The organism is Kribbella sp. NBC_00359, from assembly GCF_036097425.1.
Lineage (GTDB): Bacteria > Actinomycetota > Actinomycetes > Propionibacteriales > Kribbellaceae > Kribbella.
The window spans coordinates 1214745-1232892 of the sequence record NZ_CP107975.1 but is presented as its reverse complement, the minus strand read 5'-3'; the positions used below and the strand labels follow the sequence as shown (position 1 = coordinate 1232892).

Below are 18148 nucleotides of genomic sequence, written 5' to 3'. Positions count from 1 at the left end.
CGAGCGGTTTTGCCGGCGGTGGCCCGCTAGGGTGAAGTGTGTGAGCGCAAACGATTTCGCGAGGAAGATCCGGGGCCGGGAGAAGCTGGTTGGTTACTGGGTGACGCTGGATGCGCCGCCGGCGACCGAGCGGATCGCGCGGCTGGGGTACGACTATGTCGTCCTCGACGGGCAGCACGGCCTGATCGGGTACCAAGGTCTGCTGACCGGGTTGCTCGCGATCGACGCCGGTGCGGCGATCGGCTCGGGCGAGACCGTCGGGATGGTGCGCGTCGAGGCGAACGACCCGACTCCGATCGGGCGTGCGCTCGACGCTGGTGCGGCAGGTGTGATCGTGCCGCTGATCGACACCACGGACGACGTGGCTCGGGCAGTCCAGGCGGCCAAGTATCCGCCGGTCGGCGGGCGCTCGTTCGGCCCGACGCGGGCGTCGCTGCGCATCGGTCCGATCCCGGCCGACTCCAACGCGGCGACCGTCGTACTCGCGATGATCGAGACGCCGCTCGGCCTGAAGAACGTGGCGGAGATCTGCGCGACGCCCGGGCTGGACGGCGTGTACGTCGGGCCGTCGGACCTCGGCCTCGCGCTGGGTGCCCGCTTCCCGGGTGACCCGGAGATCGACGGTCCGTTCGAGGAGGCGGTCGAGCTGATCGCCCGGACCGCCGCCGAGGCCGGGATCGCGGCCGGCATCCACACCTTCGACGGCGACTCCGCGAAGCGCCGGCTGGCCCAGGGCTACTCCTTCGCCACCGTCTCCTCCGACCTCAACCACCTCGAGGGCATCGCCGCCGCCCACCTGGACACTGCTCGCTCCTAGGAACACACGGGCGCCTTCGCGGGTTAGGTTCGGAGAGGACAGACCGAGGAGGGCCTGGATGAAGGCACCCGAGCGAGGGGCACTGCCGTTGGGGCTGGCGGCGACGCTGGGGCGGACCTATGGGCGGCTGACCGAGACCGTGCAGGGTTTGACCGACGCGGACTTCGAGCGGGAGACCAGATGCGCCGGCATGCCGGTCGGTCCGCTGCTGGTCCATCTCCTGTACGACGCTCAGCGGGCACTGATCGCGTTCGCCAGCCCGGCCACCGCCGACCCGGATCGGGACTTCGTCACGTACTGGCAGGACTTCCCGCCTCGGTCCGAGAGTGATGCGGAGCCGGATACGAAGTTCGTCCGTGGCGTCGCGGCGGCGTACCGGAAGCCTGGCCTGCTGGTCCAGCACTGGCGTGAGGTGTCCGAGGCGGCGGTGCGGGCCGCGGCGGTCGGACTGGCCGTGAAGGGTCATCGGATCGAGACGCAGGGGCACGTGCTGCTCGCGAAGGACTTCGTCGCGACTTTGGTGCTCGAGTCAACGGTTCACCATCTCGACCTGATCGTCGGCCTGCCGGACGCGCCCGAACCGGATCCGGAGGCGCTGCAGGTGACGGCCCGGACGCTGGACGGCCTGTTCGGCCCGGCGGCGTGGGACGTGATCGGCTGGGACACCACGACGTACGTGCTGAAGGCAACCGGCCGGCTGCCGCTCGACGAAGACGACGTGGACATGCTCGGCCCGCACGCGGACCGGCTTCCGCTGCTCGGCTAGAACACCCCGGCGAACGGGTCGTCCAGGTCCTGCCAGTCCAGGCCCGCGAGCTCGGACTCGGTCAGCAGGCACGCGTCGAGAATCGACTGCAGGCGGGCCGGATCGAGTCCCATCCCGGTCGCGACCACCGTGCACTCCGCGAGGTGCTCACTCTCGGACCACTCGCCCAGCATGCCGAGCGACGCGCTGTACCCGGCCGACTCCCAGCGGACCCGCTGCGTCGGCCGGTTCGCCAGCCAGACCACGCCGCGACTCCGGACCACGCCGTCCACGATGTCCGCGAGTGCGTCGTTCAGCCGCGCCGGATGCAGTGGCCGGGTCGACCTCCACAGCACTGTCGTCACACCGTCTCCACTGGGCTGGACTCGATCGGAGGACGCGAGCTCGCCGGCCCATGCCTCGGCCGCGTCGAAGTCGAACAGCCCGGTCCGTGCGACCGGTCCGGTCGGCCCGCCCTCGTGGTTGGCGGCGACAACCGTGGTGCGCGGGTTCAGATGCAGCAGCAGGTTGTGCAGTCGCTCGGGTGCCGCGCTGCGATGAGCGTTCGCGAGTACGCACACGTCGGCGTACTCGATCTGTCGTGCGGTCAGCTCCGCGACGTTGCGCCGGTCCGGCATTCCCAGCGCGAGTCCTCGCTCGGCCAGCAATTCGTCACCGGACAGTTGCTCGACCAGCAGTACTGCGTCGACCACACACGTGACCGTATCGACCACGAGCTCGGGCAGTGCCGTCACGAGCGCGGTCACGAGCGGACGCGCCTCCATCGCCGGGGGAGCCGCCAGTACGACGTGATCCCACTGCCGGCGTGCGACCAGGGCCTCGAGCAGCGGCACCAGCGACTCGATCAACTGGCAGGCGCCGCAGTCGTCGCCGACCGCGAACTCACCGGCGTCGATCGGACCGGACGCGTCCTGCACTCGCCACGTCAGCACACCCCGCCCAGGCAGCTCGTCCTGCTCCACGACCACGGTCACCGTGCTCGCGTCCGTCATGGCGTCGAGCACCGGCTCGCGGAGCGTCGTGGAGAGCCCGGCCAGCAGGGACAACGGAGTCTTCGCTCGGGCGGCGGTCATGCCCCGAGTATATGAAAACGGTTTTCATCAGTCCAGAGCCGGGCAGCCCCGACTTTCCCGCTACCACGGGAAATTCCCGTGCCTGCGGCACTACGTCCTGTTGTCAGGCTTCGAATTCGGTGGGCGGGGGATCTGCGGTCTGGTAGGCAAGGGGTTATGGCGATCGAGATCGGGCAGTTCAAGGGTGGGTGGGACGAGCTCGTGGAGCTCCTCGACTTGGCGTTCGCGGCGCCTTGGACCGAGACGCAGTTGGAGGCGGAGCGGCGGGTCTGGGAGGCCGACCGGAGCACGGTCGCGACCGACGACGGGCAACTGGTCGGTCATACCGGGACGTTCTCGTTCCGGATGACGGTGCCGGGCGCGCAGGTGCCGGTGGGCGGGGTGACCATGGTCGGGGTCCGGCCGACGCATCGGCGGCGCGGCATCCTGCGCGACCTGATGCGCGCGCAACTGACCGAGATCCACGAGGCCGGGACCGAGCCACTGGCCGCGCTCACCGCCAGCGAGGCAGTCATCTACGGCCGGTTCGGCTACGGGCTGGCGGCCGACTACCAGGCGATCGTCGTACCGAAGGTGTCGCGCGCACTGCGCTCGGTGGCGGGCATCGACGACGTACGCATCAGGTACGTCGATGTGCGCGAGGCGCTCGCCGGTTGCGCGGCGCTGCGCAATCGGCTCGCGGAAGAGCGGCCGGGGATGTTCCAGCACGACGACCGGTGGAACGAACACATCATCAGTGACAACGTGACGAGTGATCCGGCGAACGGATCGAAGCGCCGGTGTGTGCTGGCCGAGCGCGACGGCGAGCTGACCGGGTTCGCGCACTACCGGACGAAGCGCGCCGAGAAGGGGTACGTGCAGGTCGACCGCGTGCATGCCGTGGACATCGCGTCGCATGCCGCGCTCTGGCGCTACCTGCTCGAGCCCGACCTGCTGAGTGAGACCCGCAGCGAGATCGCGTCCGACGATCCGTTGCTCGATCTGCTGCTCGATCCGCGCGCACCGTCGCCGATCACCCGGGACGGCCTGTGGGTGCGGACGGTCGACGTCGGCCGCGCGCTCGCGGCGCGGACGTACGCGCGGGACATCGACGTCGTTCTCGACGTCACCGACGGCTTCCTGCCGTGGAACGTGGGCAAGTGGCAGCTGTCCGGAGGCCCGGACGGTGCCACGTGCGAGCCGACTACACGGGAGGCCGATCTGACCGTCGATGTCCGCGAGCTCGGGGCCGTCTACCTCGGCCGGCCGTCGCTGGCGCGGCTCGGCCGGGCCGGCCTGGTCGAGGAGCACACGGCCGGTGCGCTGGCGGCAACGTCGCAAGCGTTTTCCACATCTCGCCTACCGTTCCTCGATACGGGCTTCTGATCGGTTAGCCTTCCCAGATGCAGACGCAGCGTCGAGGTGCGCTCGCGCTGGCTGCCGTCCTGCTCGTCGGGGTCGCTGCGGCCGGTTTCGTGGTGCTCGCGTCGGCGGGTGGGTCGGTCCGGCCGCTGAGCGAGAGCACGCTGCGCTCGAGCCCACGTCCACTGCCGACCTTCACGCCGACCGAGTCCGTGTCGGCGCCGACGCCGATCGGGCCGCCGCGGCAGCGTCAGGTGAAGCCACGGCCGATGCCGGAGTGGCTGAAGGCCTTGTGGCAGGCGCTGGTCTACCTGCTGATCGCGGCGATCGCGTTGTTCCTGGGCCGGTGGATCTACCGCGTCATCCGCAAGGTCGAGCTGCCGCAGGCCGAGGTGGTCGACGCCGAGTGGGAGCGGGTGAAGGCCGAGCGGCTTGCCGAGGCGGTCGACACGGGGCTGTCCCGGATCGACTCCGGGACGGCGACCGACGCGGTGATCGCTTGCTGGGTCGCGCTGGAGGAGGCGGCCGCGTCCGCGGGGGTGGCCCGCGATCCGTCGGAGACCCCGGCCGAGTTCACCGTCCGGGTCCTGGGTGTCGGGGGGATCTCCGAGCCGCAACTGAACCGCCTCGGTGAGCTGTATCGCGAGGCTCGTTACTCCACGCACGGCTCGTCCGAACCGGCCCGCACCGAGGCCCGGGCTGCCCTTCTGCGGCTGCGGGACGAGCTGGCTGTCGCACACCCCGTGGACGTGACGTCATGACGTCGTACCGATGGTCGCCCTTGGAGGAGAAGGGTCCGCCGCCGGAGCCCGGGAAGCGCCGGGGCCGGTCGATGCGGCTGAACAAGGTGCTTGTCCAGCATGTCGGGATCACCGTGCTGGCGAGCCTGCTGCTGGTCGGCGCGTTCGGGGCCGCGGGGATGGCGCCGCGGCCGTTGTGGTTCGTGGCCGCCGCGCTGGCGATCGGGTTCGGGTCGCTGGCGATCCGGCTGATCGCCCCGGAGGTACTCGAGACCAGCTGGCCGACCCGCCACGACGAGCAGCTGGCGGCGATGCGGGCCCGGAGCAACGACAACCGGACCCAGTTCATCGCCACCTGGCTGCAGGAGTCCAGCCGCGAGCGCCGGGCCGGCGAGGGTTCGCAGACGTTCGCCCGCCGGGTCCGTCCGCTGCTGCTCGAGCTCACCACCGATCGCCTGGTCCACCGCCACGGCGTCGATCCCACACTCGAGCCGGACCGCGCCCGCGCGATCACCGGCGACCGGCTCTGGGGTCTGATCACCGGCGACGAGAAACGTACCGCGTCCCTCGACGAGATCGAGTACGCGATCCACACCATCGAGAACCTGTGAGGAACTGTGACTGATCGCGAGCAGCCGCTCGGGGGAACTGGCCGCGAGCTGACGCTCGGTGAGGTGTCCGACCTGAGCCGGCGGGTGCTGGAGCGGGTGAGCCAGGCAGTCGTCGGCAAGTCCGAGGCGCTGGAGCTGGTGCTGGCCGGGATCCTCGCGGGTGGGCATGTGCTGCTGGAGGACTACCCGGGCCTGGCGAAGACGCTGGCGGCCCGGTCGTTCGCGCAGGCGCTCGGGCTGGAGTTCCGGCGGGTGCAGTTCACGCCGGACCTGTTGCCGTCGGACGTGACCGGCGCGTTCGTGTACGACCAGAAGGATTCGGAGTTCGTCTTCCGGCCCGGCCCGATCTTCACCGGCCTGCTGCTCGCCGACGAGATCAACCGGACCCCACCGAAGACCCAGGCCGCCCTGCTCGAGTCGATGCAGGAGCATCAGGTCACGGTCGAGGGCCAGACCTTCCCGCTGCCCACGCCGTTCCACGTGCTCGCGACCGCGAACCCGGTCGAGTACGAAGGCACCTACCCGCTCCCCGAGGCACAGCTCGACCGCTTCATGCTGCGGATCGGCTTCGGCTACCCGAGCGCCGCGGAGGAGTGGGAGGTGCTGCGTCGCCGGATGAGCCGCCGGCAGGAGGACCAGACGGTCGACGCCGTCACCGACGCCGCCGGACTGCTCGCCGCCCAGCGCACCGTCGAGTCGGTCACCGTCGACGACACCGTCGGCCAGTACTGCGTCGACCTCGCGTCCGCGACCCGCCGGGACTCGCAGGTCCTGGTCGGTGCATCACCTCGCGGTTCTCTCGCGCTGCTCCTGACAGCCCGTGCGTACGCCGTGATCCACGGGCGGGACTACGTCGTACCAGAGGATGTGAAGGCCGTCGCCGTACCTGCCCTGGCGCACCGGATCACCGTGCGGCCGGAGCTCTGGCTGCACGAGGTCACCGGCGCGACCGTGGTGCGCACGGTGCTCGGCACGGTCGCGACACCGCCGACCGTGGTCGGCGCTTCCCGCTGATGAGGTGGCGACCGACCCATGCGCAGGTCCGCGCCATCTGCGCGGCCGCGGTGTTGCTCGCCATCGCGGTGCTGCTGCGGCGGCCGGACGCGGCGGTGTTCGGGCTGCCGCTGGCGTTCGTCGCGGTGTGGGGGCGGTACTTCCGGCCACGGGAACGGCCCGAGGTGCACACCGAACTCGATGCGGACGTGTTGTTCGAGGGCCAGGCGACGACGTACCGGCTGGCAGTGTCCGGCACCGTTGACCCGGACATCGATCTGATTGTGGCGGCGCTGCCCCGGTCCGAGTGGTTCCAGTACGACCCGCCGCAGGCTGCGATCGCGGAGCCGGTGACGGACGGCGCGGTGACGCTCGAGGTCGGGCTGCGGTCGAAGCGGTGGGGTCTGCGTGCGTTGGAGCGACCAACGGTCGCGGCGACGTCGGCGCTCGGCGCGTACCGGATCCAGGTGACGTCGGCGGAGCCGCTGGCGGTGACCACGTTGCCGTTGCGTGAGGGCTTCGAGGCGATCGACTCCGTACCGCGGCCGGCCGGACTGGTCGGTCTGCACCGATCCCGGCGACCGGGAGAAGGGACCGAGCTGGCCGGGGTCCGGCCGTTCCGCACCGGCGACCGGTTGCGGCGGATCAACTGGTCCGTGTCCGCGCGGACCCGCGAGCTGCATGTGACCTCGACGTGGTCGGACCGCGACACCGAGGTGGTGATCCTGCTCGACACCGGTGGCGAGATCGGGATCAGCGAAGGGATCGACGGGCGGTCGAGCAGTCTCGACACCGCGGTCCGCGCGGCCGCGTCGATCGCCGAGCACTACCTGCGGCACGGCGACCGGGTCCGGCTCATCGACACCGGGAACCTGGTCCGCGGCGTACGCTCCGGCAGCGGTCGCGGGCACCTGCGCCGGATCCTCGACACGCTCGTCCACGCCGACCGCAAGGGCCGCCAGCAGGACGAACAGCAACTGGCCCGGCGGAACCGGATCAGGTCCGACAGCCTGGTGCTGGTGCTCAGCCCGCTGCTCCGCCAGGTGATGCTCGGGTACGTCGTGACGCTCGTCCACTCGGGCTGCACGGTGATCGCCGTGGACACGCTGCCGCCGGACATCGCGTCGATCATCGACCTCGAGGAGCACGACTCGCGGACCTGGCCGCTGGCTTGGCGACTGCGCCTGCTGGAGCGCCGCCGTGACCTCGATCGGCTCAGCGATCTCGGCGTACCGACGGTGCCGTGGCGAGGTGCCGGGACCTTGGACGAGGTACTGCGGGACGCGTCCAGGCTGGCCTCGGCACCGAGGATGCGCTCATGAGCGTGGCAGAGAGAATCAGTTTGTGGTTGGCGCAGGTGCGTGCGTCGGGGCGCGCTGTGCTGCTGACCCGGTTGGTGATCGCGGCCGCGGGGACCGTCGCGCTCGTGGTGCCGGCGGTGCAGTCGTGGGATCAGGCCGATCTGATCCCGTTGGTCGCGGTGCCGATGCTGGTGGCAACGGTGGCGTTGCCGGATTCGCCGGCCGGGCTGGTCTTTGTGCTGGTCGTCCCGGCCGGCTGGTTGATGCGGGCGCCGGGCGAGCTGAGCTGGAGCCTGGCCGTGACCGCGATCGCCTTGGTGGTGGTGCATCTGGCGACCGCGTTCGCCGCCCAGATCCCGTCGTACGCGCGGGTCCACCGGGACGCCCTCCGTCGCTGGTGGTTGCCCGGGGCAATCGCTGCGCTCATCGTCCCGGTGGTCGCGGTGGCGGCCGCGTTGGTGCAGGGCGCGGACGTGCCAGGCTCACTGCTGATCACCGTCGGCGCACTCGTCCTCGCAACCGTGACCATCTGGTTCGCCGCCGGCCAGAAACTCGGCCGCGACTAGTACTGAAGGTAGCTACGTGAGCACCACTCCAGCGGCCGACGAGCGGACGCGATACTCCTCCCAGCGTGCGGATGCTGTCGATGATCAGGCTTGGCCTGAGTTCGACGAGCAGGTCCGAAGGCTGTTGGAGTCGGTCGGCGAGGTGATCCGTCCCGCGGCCGGCGAGGTGCTGTGGGATGCCGGCGACGGCTACGACCTGCACCTCGTACTCGCGGGTGGAGTCGGTCTCGTGGATCGGCGGGACGACCGGGTCGTGTTCGTGGTGGAAGCCGGCGACTTCGTCGGCGAACTCGGCATGCTGATGGGACAGCCGGCCTTCCTCGCGGGCGTTGCGCTGCCCGACAGTGTGGTGTTGCGGGTGCCGATCGAGGACCTGCGGCGGCTCGTGGCGACCTCCGTCGAGCTGGGTGACGTGCTGCTCTCCGCCTTCGATGCGCGACGACGCCTGTTGACCCGTATCGGCGAGGGCGGCCTCGTCCTCGCCGGCGACGACGATCGCGACCTGCACCGGCTGCAGCAGTTCGCCGAGCGCAATCACGTTCCCTATCGGACGGTGCTGCGCTCGAACCCGGCCGCTTGGGCCGAGATCGCGGCGACATGTGCGCTCCCGGACAAGGGGACCGCCGTGGTGACCGGCCGACGTCGGATCCTGGCCGAGCCGACGACGCGCGATCTGGCTACCGCCATCGGTCTCGACCTGTGTGCGATCTCCGACCAAGCGCGTTGCGATCTGCTGATCGTCGGCGCCGGCCCTGCGGGCTTGGCCGCTGCCGTGTACGGCGCCTCCGAAGGACTCGACGTTGTCATCGTCGAGGACGTCGCTCTGGGCGGGCAGGCCGGAACGTCGTCGCGGATCGAGAACTACCTCGGCTTCCCACGCGGGGTATCCGGCAGTGAGCTGGCTCGGTCGGCGATGTTGCAGGCGGTGAAGTTCGGGGCTCGGTTGGTCTCACCTCGCTCGGTGACCGAGCTCTCGCAGACTCCCGGCGGATTCCGGGTCCGGCTCGATGACGAGCAAGATGTCGCGGCCCGGTCCGTTGTCATCGCCAGCGGTGTCCAGTACCGCCGCTTGGGGATCCCAGGTGTCGCCGAGTTCGAGGGCCGCGGCGTCTACTACGCCGCAACCGAACTCGAAGCGCGGGCGTGCTTCGGACGAAACGTGGTGGTGGTCGGAGGCGCCAATTCAGCCGGCCAAGCCGCCCTGTTCCTCGCCCAGCAGGCCAACCAGGTACACGTCCTCATTCGCCGCGACACCCTCGCCGAGACGATGTCGACGTACCTCGAGCAGCGGATCGCTCACCATGAACGGATCACCGTCCACCCCCAGTCCCAGCTGACCTCCGTTGCCGGTACAGACCGCGTCACCGAACTGACCTGGCGAGACGACCGCAGCCAACAAGACGTCCGGCTCGAGGCGGGCGGACTGTTCTTGATGATCGGCGCAGTCCCACGCACCGCATGGCTCTCCGACATCGGCGTAGAGCTCGACGACAAAGGATTCGTCACAACCCGAGGCTCCTTCGAAACCTCAGTACCCGGCCTGTACGCCGTCGGCGACGTCCGCGCCGGCTCCGTCAAACGCGTCGCCTCCGCCGTCGGAGAAGGCTCAATCGTGATCTCCGCAGTCCACTCCCACCTCGCCGGAACCCACTGACCGAAGGACTGTGTTCGCCCACGCGTGCTCCCGCGGCCACTCCTTCGTCGCGCCCGCTCCGCGCGCTCCCACCCACCCGAGGTCGCGCGCTGCCGCGCTTCATCAACCACACCGTGATCCCGGGCTCGGCGGTTGGTTCAGCTCACAGGTGACGTGGTCGCCCACGCGTGCTCCCGCGGTCGCTCCTTCGTCGCGCCCGCTCCGCGCGCTCCCACCCACCCTTGGGTGCGCGCTGTCGCGCTTCACCGACTACACCGTGGTTCGGGGCTCGGTGATTGGTTCAAACTCCACCAGGTGATGCGTTTCGCTCAAACCCGCCGGCGTGGACGCGAGCACCGGATGTGTTCGCGCGCGATCGTCGCCGTACTGGAATTTGCCTGGCGTGAGCGCCGCTCGGGCTACACTCCCGTCGCGTGCAGGAGACGCGGCTCGACATTGGTCGGATCCAGGCGGCTCGTCGGGTGATCGACCCGGTCTTTCTCGACACTCCGCTGTACCGCTGCGAGGCTCTGGAGCCCGCCCTCGGGTGCGCGGTGAGCATCAAGCTCGAAACCGCGAACCCGGTCCGCAGTTTCAAGGCACGCGGTACCGAGTTGGTCGCGACCCAGCTCGCCGACAGTGGTTCGCGAGCCGTGGTGTGCGCCAGCGCGGGCAATCTTGGCCAGGCTCTCGCCTGGTCCGGTCGCGGACGCGGGCTCGACGTCACCGTCGTGGCATCTCGCTTCGCGACGGCGGCCAAGCTCGATCGCATTCGCGCATTGGGCGCCAGGTTGGAGCTGGTGGATGGCGACCACGAGCTGGCTCGCGAGCGTGCGGCGGCCATCGCGCGGTACGACGGCATCCGGCTGCTCGAAGACAGCCTGGACCTCGAGACCTGCGAGGGCGCGGCGACTATCGGCCTGGAACTGGTGGACGCCGCGCCGTCGTTCGACACCGTGTTGATCGCTCTCGGCGGCGGTGCGCTGGCGACTGGCGTGGGTCATGTGATGAAGGCCTTGGCGCCCGAAGTCCAGGTGATTTGCGTGCAGCCGCTGGGCGCACCGGCATTGACGCACTCGTGGCACCAACGCCGTGTGGTCACCACCGACTCGACCAACACCATCGCCGACGGCGTCGCGGGTCGGTATCCCATCCCGGCCGTCCTGGACGACCTCCTCGTGGTCGCTGACGACGCCGTCCTGGTCCAGGAGACGTCAATCATCGCCGGCATGCGGCTGCTCCTCGACCACGCCGGCCTTGTCGTCGAACCGTCCGCCGCGCTCGGCATCGCGGCGATCCTCGAAGACCCAGATCGCTTCGCCGGTCGGCACGTGGTCACCATCGTGTGCGGCAGCAACGTCGACCTCGACGCCTACCACGGCTGGGTCGGCGCGACTTCCGTCCACAGACCGTGACACTCGCTCGGTGGGGTTGAGCTAACCGCCGAGCCCGGAACCACGGTGTGGTTGATGAAGCGCGAAAGCGCGCAACCAGGGTGGGTGGGAGCGCGGGAGCACGGGTGGGCGACCACATCACCTGGTGGGTTTGAGCCAACCACCGAGCCCGGGACCACGGTGTAGTCGATGAAGCGCGATAGCGCGCGACTAAGGGTGGGTGGGAGCGCGCGGAGTGGGCGCGACGAAGGAGCGACTGCGGGAGCGCGCGTGGGTTACCCCAGTACAACTAGTCGGAGCCGAGGGTGTCGGTTAGTTCTTTGGCCCAGGGGAGGTTGATGGCGTCGGGGCCGAGGACCTGCATGGCTGACATGACGGTGAGGAGCATGCCGGTGGCCAGGAACTCGCGGGCCTCCTCGGGGGATGCGCCGGTGAGTTCGCGGACCAGGCTGTAGATGCCGCCGAAGCGCTCGCGGACGCAGTCGCCGATGGCCGGTTCGCCGCTGGCGGAGAAGCCGTGCAGGAGGACCAGGAGGAGTTCGGGCTCGGACAGCAGTCGTTTGTAGTTGCGGCCGAGGTTGTGCAGGTCGGGCGACTCCGCGGCCGCCTCGCGGAAGATCTGTTCGATCCGCTCGCAGACGGCCTGGACCGCGGCCAGGAACAGCTGCTGCTTGGTCCCGAACAATCTGATCACGTACGGCTGCGAGACCCCCGCCATCCGCGCGATCTCGTCCGTCTTCGTGCCCTCGTACCCGGCGGCCCCGAACGCGTGCACCGCCGCCTCCAGCACCTCCGCGCCGCGTTCTGCCGCCGTCAGTCTCACTCTCGCCGTCATGCGATTTCCTCTCGTCCCTTGACATGTTATCAGCGGATGCATACTTTGGTCTCACCAGACTTGTTATCAGTGAATTACAACTAGCCGGCCCCGGGTCGGGATGTGGTGAGGAGATTGAGATGACGTCGACCGCTCTCGATGAGCCGGTCCGGACTCCGCGAACCCGCAACTTCGGGCTCGGTGCCGTCCTGGCTGCGGTGGGGATCCCGACCTTCATGGTCACGCTGGACAACCTGGTCGTGACGAACGCGCTGCCGGTGATCAAGACCGAGCTCGGCGCGTCGCTGTCCGACCTGCAGTGGTTCGTGAACGCCTACACGCTGTCGTTCGCCGCCTTGCTGCTGACGATGGCGGCCATCGGCGACCGGCTCGGCCGGCGGCGGGTCTTCCTGGCCGGGATCGCTCTGTTCACGCTGGCCTCGGCGGCCTGCGCGATGGCGACCGAGCCGTGGATGCTGATCGGGTCCCGGGCGATCCAGGGCGTCGGCGCGGCGGCCGTGATGCCGTTGTCGCTGACGTTGCTGGCCGGCGCCGTACCGGACAAGATGCGCAGTGCCGCGATCGGGATCTGGGGCGGCATCTCCGGACTCGGTGTGGCCGTCGGTCCGGTCGTCGGTGGAGCCGTCGTCGACGGCCTGAACTGGCAGTGGATCTTCTGGCTGAACGTGCCGGTCGGTGTGGTCGCCGTACTGCTCGCCGCGCGCGTCCTGACCGAGTCGAAGGGTACGGCGAAGCGCCTGGATCTGATCGGGTTGGTCCTGGCAGCGGCCGGCGTACTGTCGATCGTCTGGGGTGTCGTGCACGGTGCCGACGACGGCTGGACGTCGGGTAGCGTGCTGGGCTCGCTGGTCGCCGGGGTGGCGCTGCTTGCCGCGTTCGTCGGCTGGGAGCGGCGTACGGCGACTCCGATGCTGCCGCTGCGGTTGTTCTCGGTCCGGGCGTTCAGCGTCGTGAACTTCACCTCGTTCACGTTCTCGGTCGGTGTGTTCGGCTCGGTCTTCCTGCTCGCGCAGTTCTTCCAGGTCGTACAGGGCTACAGCCCGCTGGAGTCGGGCGTCCGGACCCTGCCGTGGACAATGGCGCCGATGGTGGTTGCACCGATCGCAGGCATGATCGTCGACCGGGTCGGTCCGCGCGTGCTGATCGCGACCGGGCAGGTGTTGCTCGCGGTGGCGCTCGGGTGGATCGCGTTGATCACCACGGCGACGACGCAGTACGGCGAAATGGTCGTACCGTTCGTCCTGGCCGGTGTCGGGATGGGGCTGACCTTCGCGCCGGCGGCGAGTGTCGTGATGGCGAGTGCGTCCGACGCCGACCGTGGTGTGGCGTCGGGCACGAACAACACCATCCGCGAGGTCGGCGTCGCGATGGGCGTCGCCGTTCTGGCCTCGGTCTTCGCCTCGGCGGGCTCCTACGAGTCCCCGGCCCGGTACGCCGACGGACTGGTGCCCGCGGTCTGGACCGGCGCCGCCATCGTCGCCGTCGGTGCGGTCGTCGCACTCCTGCTACCCGGCCGGAGGCGCACCGCTTAAAGTGTCGGCGTGCTCGACGCTGACGACGTACGACGGATCGCGCTGTCCTTCCCGGAGACGGTGGAGAAGCAGCGGTGGGGGCACCCGACCTTCGACGTGGCCGGCCGGATGTTCATCACGGTCCCGGACGATCAGACGTCGTTCGCGGTGCGGTGCCCCCGGCTGGAGCGGGAAGAGCTGATCGCGGCGGAACCCGAGAAGTTCTGGGTTCCGCCGCACGAGGCGGGTTCGAACTGGGTTCGAGCCCGCCTCGCCGCGCTCGAGGACGCCGGCGAACTGCGCGACATCCTGCTCGACTCCTGGCGGCAGGTCGCTCCGCCGGAGCTCACCTAACTGACGTTGGCCGGTGAGGCCGCGAACGTGTTGCAGGACGCGGGATTCGCGTTGGTGAAGGACTTGCCCATGAAGCGCGCCTGGCTGGCGACGCTGCCGTGGTCGCCCTGCTCGGGCTTGTCGCCGGCGGTGACGACCCACTTCTTCCAGACGCTGAGCATCAGGCCGTTGATCGGGTAGCTGCGCTTGTTCGCGGCCAGGAAGACACCTGCGAAGCAGTTCGCCTGCAGTTCCATCCGGCGCGTCATCCGCATCTGACCGGCGTAGTCGGTCTGCTCGTACCGCATCCTGCTGGACGCCTGCAGGATCCCGGTCATGTACTGCACGCTGTGCCCGTACTCGTGCGCGATCGACCGCGAGTACCACATCCGGGCGTAGGCCTTGGACTCCGCGTCCGGGTACTCGTTGTAGGTCTTCACGAAGACGTCGACCTTCATGTACATCATGTGGTTGCCGGAGCAGTAGAACGGCACGTTCACCGGTCCGTCGCCGCACGGGCTGTGGACGCTGGTGCCCGCCCAGTACAGCATCTTCGGCGCCCGGAAGGTGTAGCCCGCCTTGGCCACCAGCGGTGCCCAGGACTTGTCCAGGCAGGGCTTGATCGCGGCCCAGTAGGCCGCCGCGTTCCGGGCGTTGGTCGGCCGGACGCGGGGCTCCTTGCAGTTCACCGTGCCCATCTGGCCGACCTTGTAGAGCGCGTTCTTGGCGACGATCGTCGAGTCGGACGGGCCCTGCGTGGACGTCGAGGTCGTCGTGGTCGGCTCACCGGTGGGCTCTTCGGTCGGCTCCGACGTGGTGGTCGGCTCCGGCGTGTACCGGCGCGAGCTGACCGGCGGCGTGTAGGTGTTGTCGGCGTTCTTCTTGATCACGCCGAAGGCCCACGCGCCGACGACGGCCACGCCGACGAGGCTGAGGATCGCGATCAGCGGGCCCTTGGACTTCTTCTTCGGCCGCTGCGGCTGCCAGCCCGGCTGGAACCCGTGCCCGCCGGGTCCACCCGGACCGAGCGGCGGCCCGAAGTTGGGTCCCCAGCTGAATCCAGGCCCCTGCTGTGGCGCCATCGAGTGCCCGTACTGCGGTACGCCGTACTGGCCGGGCGCCGGACCGTAAGGACCAGGCGGCGGGCCCGGCGGCGGACCAGGTGGCGGACCAGGCTGCTGGTACGGCGGATACGGCGCATTCTGACCGGGCGGTCCGCCGAACGGTGTCTGGCTCAACGCCGTTCCCTTCTCGAAGCAACGCTGCGCGTGGACAGCGACCGCCCACAGTATCGGCAACAAACAGGTCAGCTCAGCGGCCCCCCGCGGGGTAGGGTCGGCCAGGTGACCGAAGCCAGCATCCCGGCCAGTACGCCGAACAGCCCGATCGACCAGCTCGCCGACCGGTACCTCGAGCAGTACGTCGCTCTGTCGCCGACCGCCGCCACCTTCATGGGGATCGCGGGCCACGACCACGAACTGCCGGACTACACGCCGTCCGGGTTCGAGGCGCTGGCCGAGCTGACCCGGCGGTCCGTCGCCGACGCGCAGGCGATCGAGGCCGGCAGTCCGCGTGAGGAGGTCGCCAAGGACGCGTTCCTGGAGCGGCTCGGATTGGAGATCGAGCGGTTCGAGGCCGGCGTCCCGCAGCACCAGCTGAACGCGATCGCCTCGGTCCCGGCCGAGATCCGGCAGGTGTTCGACTTGATGCCGACCGCAACGGATCAGGACTGGGAGACCATGGCGATCCGGCTCAGCCAGGTCGGCACGGCCCTGGACGGGTACCGCGACACGCTGCTCGAGCAGGCCGGCAAGGGCAGGGTGTCGGCTGTGCGCCAGGTGAACGACCTGGCCGATCGGATCGCCAGCTGGACCGGCGCCGACGGTGACGACTTCTTCGCCGGCCTCGCCGCGCAAGCGCCGGACCACGCCGTCAAGGCGACCGTGGAGGCCGCGGCCGCGTCGGCGCGGAAGGCGTACGAGGAGTTCGGCGCCTGGCTGACCGCCGAGCTCGCGCCGAGGGCGCCGCAGCGGGACGCGTGCGGCCGCGAGGTGTACGAGCTGGCCTCGCGCGACTTCCTCGGTGCGGCGATCGACTTCGAGGAGACCTACGCCTGGGGCTGGGAGGAGCTGGCCCGGATCGAGGCGGACATGCAGGCGATCGCGGCCGGCCTGAACGGCGGCGACCGCAGCATCGAGGCGGCCGCCGCGCTGCTGGACGACGACCCGGGCCGCAAGATCCACGGCAAGGACGCGTTCCGGGACTGGATGCAGCAGATGTCGGACGCGGCCGTGGCCGAGCTGGGCGGCACGCACTTCGACATCCCCGCCGAGATCCGCACCCTCGAGTGCATGATCGCGCCGACCTCGGACGGCTCGATCTACTACACGCCGCCGAGCGAGGACCTGACCACCCGGCCGGGCCGGATGTGGTGGGCGGTGCCGAACGGCGTCGAGGACTTCGCCACCTGGCGTGAGGTCACCACGGTCTATCACGAGGGTGTGCCCGGGCATCACCTCCAGTGCGCGCAGACGATGCTGCGCACGGACCTGCTGAACCGCTGGCAGCGGATCGCCTGCTGGGTCTCCGGTCACGGCGAGGGCTGGGCCCTGTACGCCGAACGCCTGATGGAGGAACTGGGTTACCTCGAGGACCCCGGCGCGCGCTTCGGCATGCTCGATGCGCAGGGATTCCGGGCCGCCCGGGTGATCGTCGACATCGGCATGCACCTGGAGCTGGAGATCCCGCGCGACAACCCGTTCGGCTGGCATCCGGGGGAGCGGTGGAACGCCGACCTCGGGTTCGAGTTCCTGCGCGCGCACTGCCGGATGGAGACCGAGTTCCTGCGGGCCGAGCTGAACCGCTATCTCGGCTGGCCCGGGCAAGCGCCGTCGTACAAGGTCGGGGAGCGGATCTGGCTGCAGGCGCGCGAGGAGGCCAAGCAGCGCAAGGGATCCGCGTTCGATCTGCGGACGTTCCACTCGGACGCGCTGAACCTGGGGTCGATCGGGCTGGACCCGCTGCGGCGGGCCCTGGCCAAGCTGTGAAGCCGCGGTTCGTCCTCGCCTCGGCCTCGCCGGCCCGGTTGAAGACGTTGCGCGGCGCCGGCGTCGAGCCGGAGGTGATCGTCTCCGGTGTCGACGAGGACCACATCACCGCGGACACCCCGGGCGAGCTCGCCCGCCTGCTGGCCACGCTGAAGGCGCGCGCCGTTGTCGCGAGCCTGGACGACCACGCGACCGTGCTCGGCTGCGACTCGGTGCTCGAGTTCGACGGTGCCGCCTACGGCAAGCCCGGTACGCCGGAGGTCGCGCGCGAACGACTCCGGTCGATGAGCGGGCGGTCCGGCGTACTGCACACCGGTCACTGCCTGATCGACACGAACTCGAAGCAGGAACTCCGCGAGCTCGCGTCCACCACCGTCCACTTCGCCGAGCTCACCGACGAGGAGATCGACGCGTACGTCGCGACCGGCGAGCCGCTCGTGGTCGCCGGTTCCTTCACCGTCGACGGTCTCGGCGGTCCCTTCGTCTCGGTCATCGAGGGCGACTACCACAACGTCGTCGGCCTGTCCCTGCCGCTGCTCCGCCGGATGCTCATCGAGGTCGGCATCCCCTGGCCCGCCCTCTGGCAGCCCTCGACCCCGTTCACGTACGACGAGTCCGTAGCGGCGGCGTACGACGAGACCCGCGGCGGCGCCACCCGCGCCCAAGCCGCCGCCGAGGCGGTGGACTCGCTGCTGCCGAAGGGCGGCCGCGTCCTCGAGCTCGCCGTCGGCACCGGCATCGTCGGCGCCGAACTCGTTGCCCGAGGCAACCTCGTGCACGGTGTCGACCTGTCCACCGCGATGCTGCGCCAGGCCCGGATCCGGCTGCCCGGTCACGTCGCGGCCGCGACCGCGACGGAGCTCCCGATCGCCGATCGCCGCTGCGACGCGGTCGTCGCGATCTGGCTGCTGCACCTGCTCGACGACAGCGAGCCGGTCATCGCCGAGGTCGCGCGGGTGCTGCGCCCGGGCGGCGTCTTCATCACCACGACCGAGAAGTCCGACGCCGGCCGGTACGCCGACGGCCGCGTCCCGGACGAGTCCCGCGCCCAGGACGCGCTCACCCTCCTCGTCGCCCAGGCCGCCCGCCACGGCCTCGCTCTCGACGGCGCGACCACGTTCCCCGGGCCGCCTCGCACCACCGACCAGACTCCCATCTACCCCCTGATCCGCTTCCGCCGGACCTGA

At 69.9% G+C, this 18148-nt stretch carries 17 protein-coding genes; 14 read left to right on the top strand and 3 right to left on the bottom strand.

Annotated features, from left to right (window positions below):
- Nucleotides 1–40: 40 nt before the first annotated feature.
- Both OG876_RS05950 and OG876_RS05945 read left to right on the top strand, forming a co-directional pair.
- A complete protein-coding gene (locus OG876_RS05950) occupies nucleotides 41–817 on the top strand; it encodes an HpcH/HpaI aldolase family protein (protein ID WP_328523751.1) in 777 nt (258 codons plus the stop codon).
- 58 nt (nucleotides 818–875) lie between these two features.
- The gene (locus tag OG876_RS05945; protein ID WP_328523750.1) at nucleotides 876–1583 is read left to right on the top strand and encodes a maleylpyruvate isomerase N-terminal domain-containing protein; all 708 of its coding nucleotides are present in this window, start codon (nucleotides 876–878) and stop codon (nucleotides 1581–1583) included.
- Here the strand turns inward: OG876_RS05945 and OG876_RS05940 are convergent.
- A complete protein-coding gene (locus OG876_RS05940; RefSeq protein WP_328523749.1) occupies nucleotides 1580–2656 on the bottom strand; it encodes a GTP-binding protein in 1077 nt (358 codons plus the stop codon). The two genes, OG876_RS05945 and OG876_RS05940, sit on opposite strands and share 4 nt — an antisense overlap.
- Nucleotides 2657–2812: 156 nt before the next feature.
- On the opposite strand from OG876_RS05940, the gene OG876_RS05935 reads away from it, so the two are divergent.
- The 8 genes from OG876_RS05935 (at nucleotide 2813) to OG876_RS05900 (ending at nucleotide 11256) form a co-directional block, all read left to right on the top strand.
- Nucleotides 2813–4021: a GNAT family N-acetyltransferase gene (locus OG876_RS05935; protein WP_328523748.1), complete on the top strand. Its 1209-nt coding sequence runs from the start codon at nucleotides 2813–2815 to the stop codon at nucleotides 4019–4021.
- A 17-nt stretch (nucleotides 4022–4038) separates the two neighbouring features.
- Nucleotides 4039–4758: a DUF4129 domain-containing protein gene (locus OG876_RS05930; protein ID WP_328523747.1), complete on the top strand. Its 720-nt coding sequence runs from the start codon at nucleotides 4039–4041 to the stop codon at nucleotides 4756–4758.
- Nucleotides 4755–5348 (top strand): hypothetical protein, encoded by a 594-nt coding sequence (locus OG876_RS05925; RefSeq protein WP_328523746.1) that lies wholly within the window; start codon nucleotides 4755–4757, stop codon nucleotides 5346–5348. The genes OG876_RS05930 and OG876_RS05925 overlap by 4 nt, the downstream gene beginning before the upstream one ends.
- 6 nt (nucleotides 5349–5354) lie before the next feature.
- On the top strand, nucleotides 5355–6362 hold the full coding sequence (locus OG876_RS05920; RefSeq protein WP_328523745.1) for an AAA family ATPase: 1008 nt from the start codon (nucleotides 5355–5357) through the stop codon (nucleotides 6360–6362).
- Entirely contained in the window at nucleotides 6362–7663 is a 1302-nt protein-coding gene (locus tag OG876_RS05915; protein ID WP_328523744.1) for a DUF58 domain-containing protein, read from the top strand. Before OG876_RS05920 ends, OG876_RS05915 begins: the two co-directional genes overlap by 1 nt.
- A complete protein-coding gene (locus OG876_RS05910; RefSeq protein WP_328523743.1) occupies nucleotides 7660–8208 on the top strand; it encodes a hypothetical protein in 549 nt (182 codons plus the stop codon). The genes OG876_RS05915 and OG876_RS05910 overlap by 4 nt, the downstream gene beginning before the upstream one ends.
- A gap of 16 nt (nucleotides 8209–8224) precedes the next feature.
- Nucleotides 8225–9862 carry an FAD-dependent oxidoreductase gene (locus tag OG876_RS05905; protein ID WP_328523742.1) on the top strand — a complete coding sequence of 546 codons (1638 nt, stop codon included), beginning with the start codon at nucleotides 8225–8227 and terminating at the stop codon, nucleotides 9860–9862.
- Nucleotides 9863–10275: 413 nt separating this feature from the next.
- Nucleotides 10276–11256 (top strand): threonine ammonia-lyase, encoded by a 981-nt coding sequence (locus OG876_RS05900; RefSeq protein ID WP_328523741.1) that lies wholly within the window; start codon nucleotides 10276–10278, stop codon nucleotides 11254–11256.
- A gap of 268 nt (nucleotides 11257–11524) precedes the next feature.
- On the opposite strand, the gene OG876_RS05895 is transcribed toward OG876_RS05900, so the two are convergent.
- Nucleotides 11525–12070 (bottom strand): TetR/AcrR family transcriptional regulator, encoded by a 546-nt coding sequence (locus tag OG876_RS05895; RefSeq protein ID WP_328523740.1) that lies wholly within the window; start codon nucleotides 12068–12070, stop codon nucleotides 11525–11527.
- A 119-nt stretch (nucleotides 12071–12189) separates the two neighbouring features.
- Here OG876_RS05895 and OG876_RS05890 point away from each other — a divergent pair, with 119 nt between their 5' ends.
- Nucleotides 12190–13602: an MFS transporter gene (locus OG876_RS05890; protein WP_328523739.1), complete on the top strand. Its 1413-nt coding sequence runs from the start codon at nucleotides 12190–12192 to the stop codon at nucleotides 13600–13602.
- Nucleotides 13603–13611: 9 nt separating this feature from the next.
- A complete protein-coding gene (locus OG876_RS05885; protein WP_328523738.1) occupies nucleotides 13612–13935 on the top strand; it encodes an MmcQ/YjbR family DNA-binding protein in 324 nt (107 codons plus the stop codon).
- Here the strand turns inward: OG876_RS05885 and OG876_RS05880 are convergent.
- Nucleotides 13932–15152: a neutral zinc metallopeptidase gene (locus tag OG876_RS05880; RefSeq protein ID WP_328523737.1), complete on the bottom strand. Its 1221-nt coding sequence runs from the start codon at nucleotides 15150–15152 to the stop codon at nucleotides 13932–13934. The two genes, OG876_RS05885 and OG876_RS05880, sit on opposite strands and share 4 nt — an antisense overlap.
- Before the next feature lie 105 nt (nucleotides 15153–15257).
- On the opposite strand from OG876_RS05880, the gene OG876_RS05875 reads away from it, so the two are divergent.
- Together OG876_RS05875 and OG876_RS05870 are read left to right on the top strand one after the other, a co-directional pair.
- The gene (locus OG876_RS05875) at nucleotides 15258–16961 is read left to right on the top strand and encodes a DUF885 domain-containing protein (protein WP_328523736.1); all 1704 of its coding nucleotides are present in this window, start codon (nucleotides 15258–15260) and stop codon (nucleotides 16959–16961) included.
- Nucleotides 16958–18148 (top strand): Maf family nucleotide pyrophosphatase, encoded by a 1191-nt coding sequence (locus tag OG876_RS05870; protein WP_328523735.1) that lies wholly within the window; start codon nucleotides 16958–16960, stop codon nucleotides 18146–18148. The genes OG876_RS05875 and OG876_RS05870 overlap by 4 nt, the downstream gene beginning before the upstream one ends.

Excerpts from the sequence above, each read along its gene's own strand:
- OG876_RS05925 (WP_328523746.1), top strand. The coding sequence starts at position 4,755 with ATGACGTCGTACCGATGGTCGCCCTTGGAGGAGAAGGGTCCGCCGCCG.
- OG876_RS05895 (WP_328523740.1), bottom strand. The coding sequence starts at position 12,070 with ATGACGGCGAGAGTGAGACTGACGGCGGCAGAACGCGGCGCGGAGGTG.
- OG876_RS05930 (WP_328523747.1), top strand. The coding sequence starts at position 4,039 with ATGCAGACGCAGCGTCGAGGTGCGCTCGCGCTGGCTGCCGTCCTGCTC.
- OG876_RS05915 (WP_328523744.1), top strand. The coding sequence starts at position 6,362 with ATGAGGTGGCGACCGACCCATGCGCAGGTCCGCGCCATCTGCGCGGCC.
- OG876_RS05935 (WP_328523748.1), top strand. The coding sequence starts at position 2,813 with ATGGCGATCGAGATCGGGCAGTTCAAGGGTGGGTGGGACGAGCTCGTG.
- OG876_RS05945 (WP_328523750.1), top strand. The coding sequence starts at position 876 with ATGAAGGCACCCGAGCGAGGGGCACTGCCGTTGGGGCTGGCGGCGACG.
- OG876_RS05890 (WP_328523739.1), top strand. The coding sequence starts at position 12,190 with ATGACGTCGACCGCTCTCGATGAGCCGGTCCGGACTCCGCGAACCCGC.
- OG876_RS05910 (WP_328523743.1), top strand. The coding sequence starts at position 7,660 with ATGAGCGTGGCAGAGAGAATCAGTTTGTGGTTGGCGCAGGTGCGTGCG.
- OG876_RS05940 (WP_328523749.1), bottom strand. The coding sequence starts at position 2,656 with ATGACCGCCGCCCGAGCGAAGACTCCGTTGTCCCTGCTGGCCGGGCTC.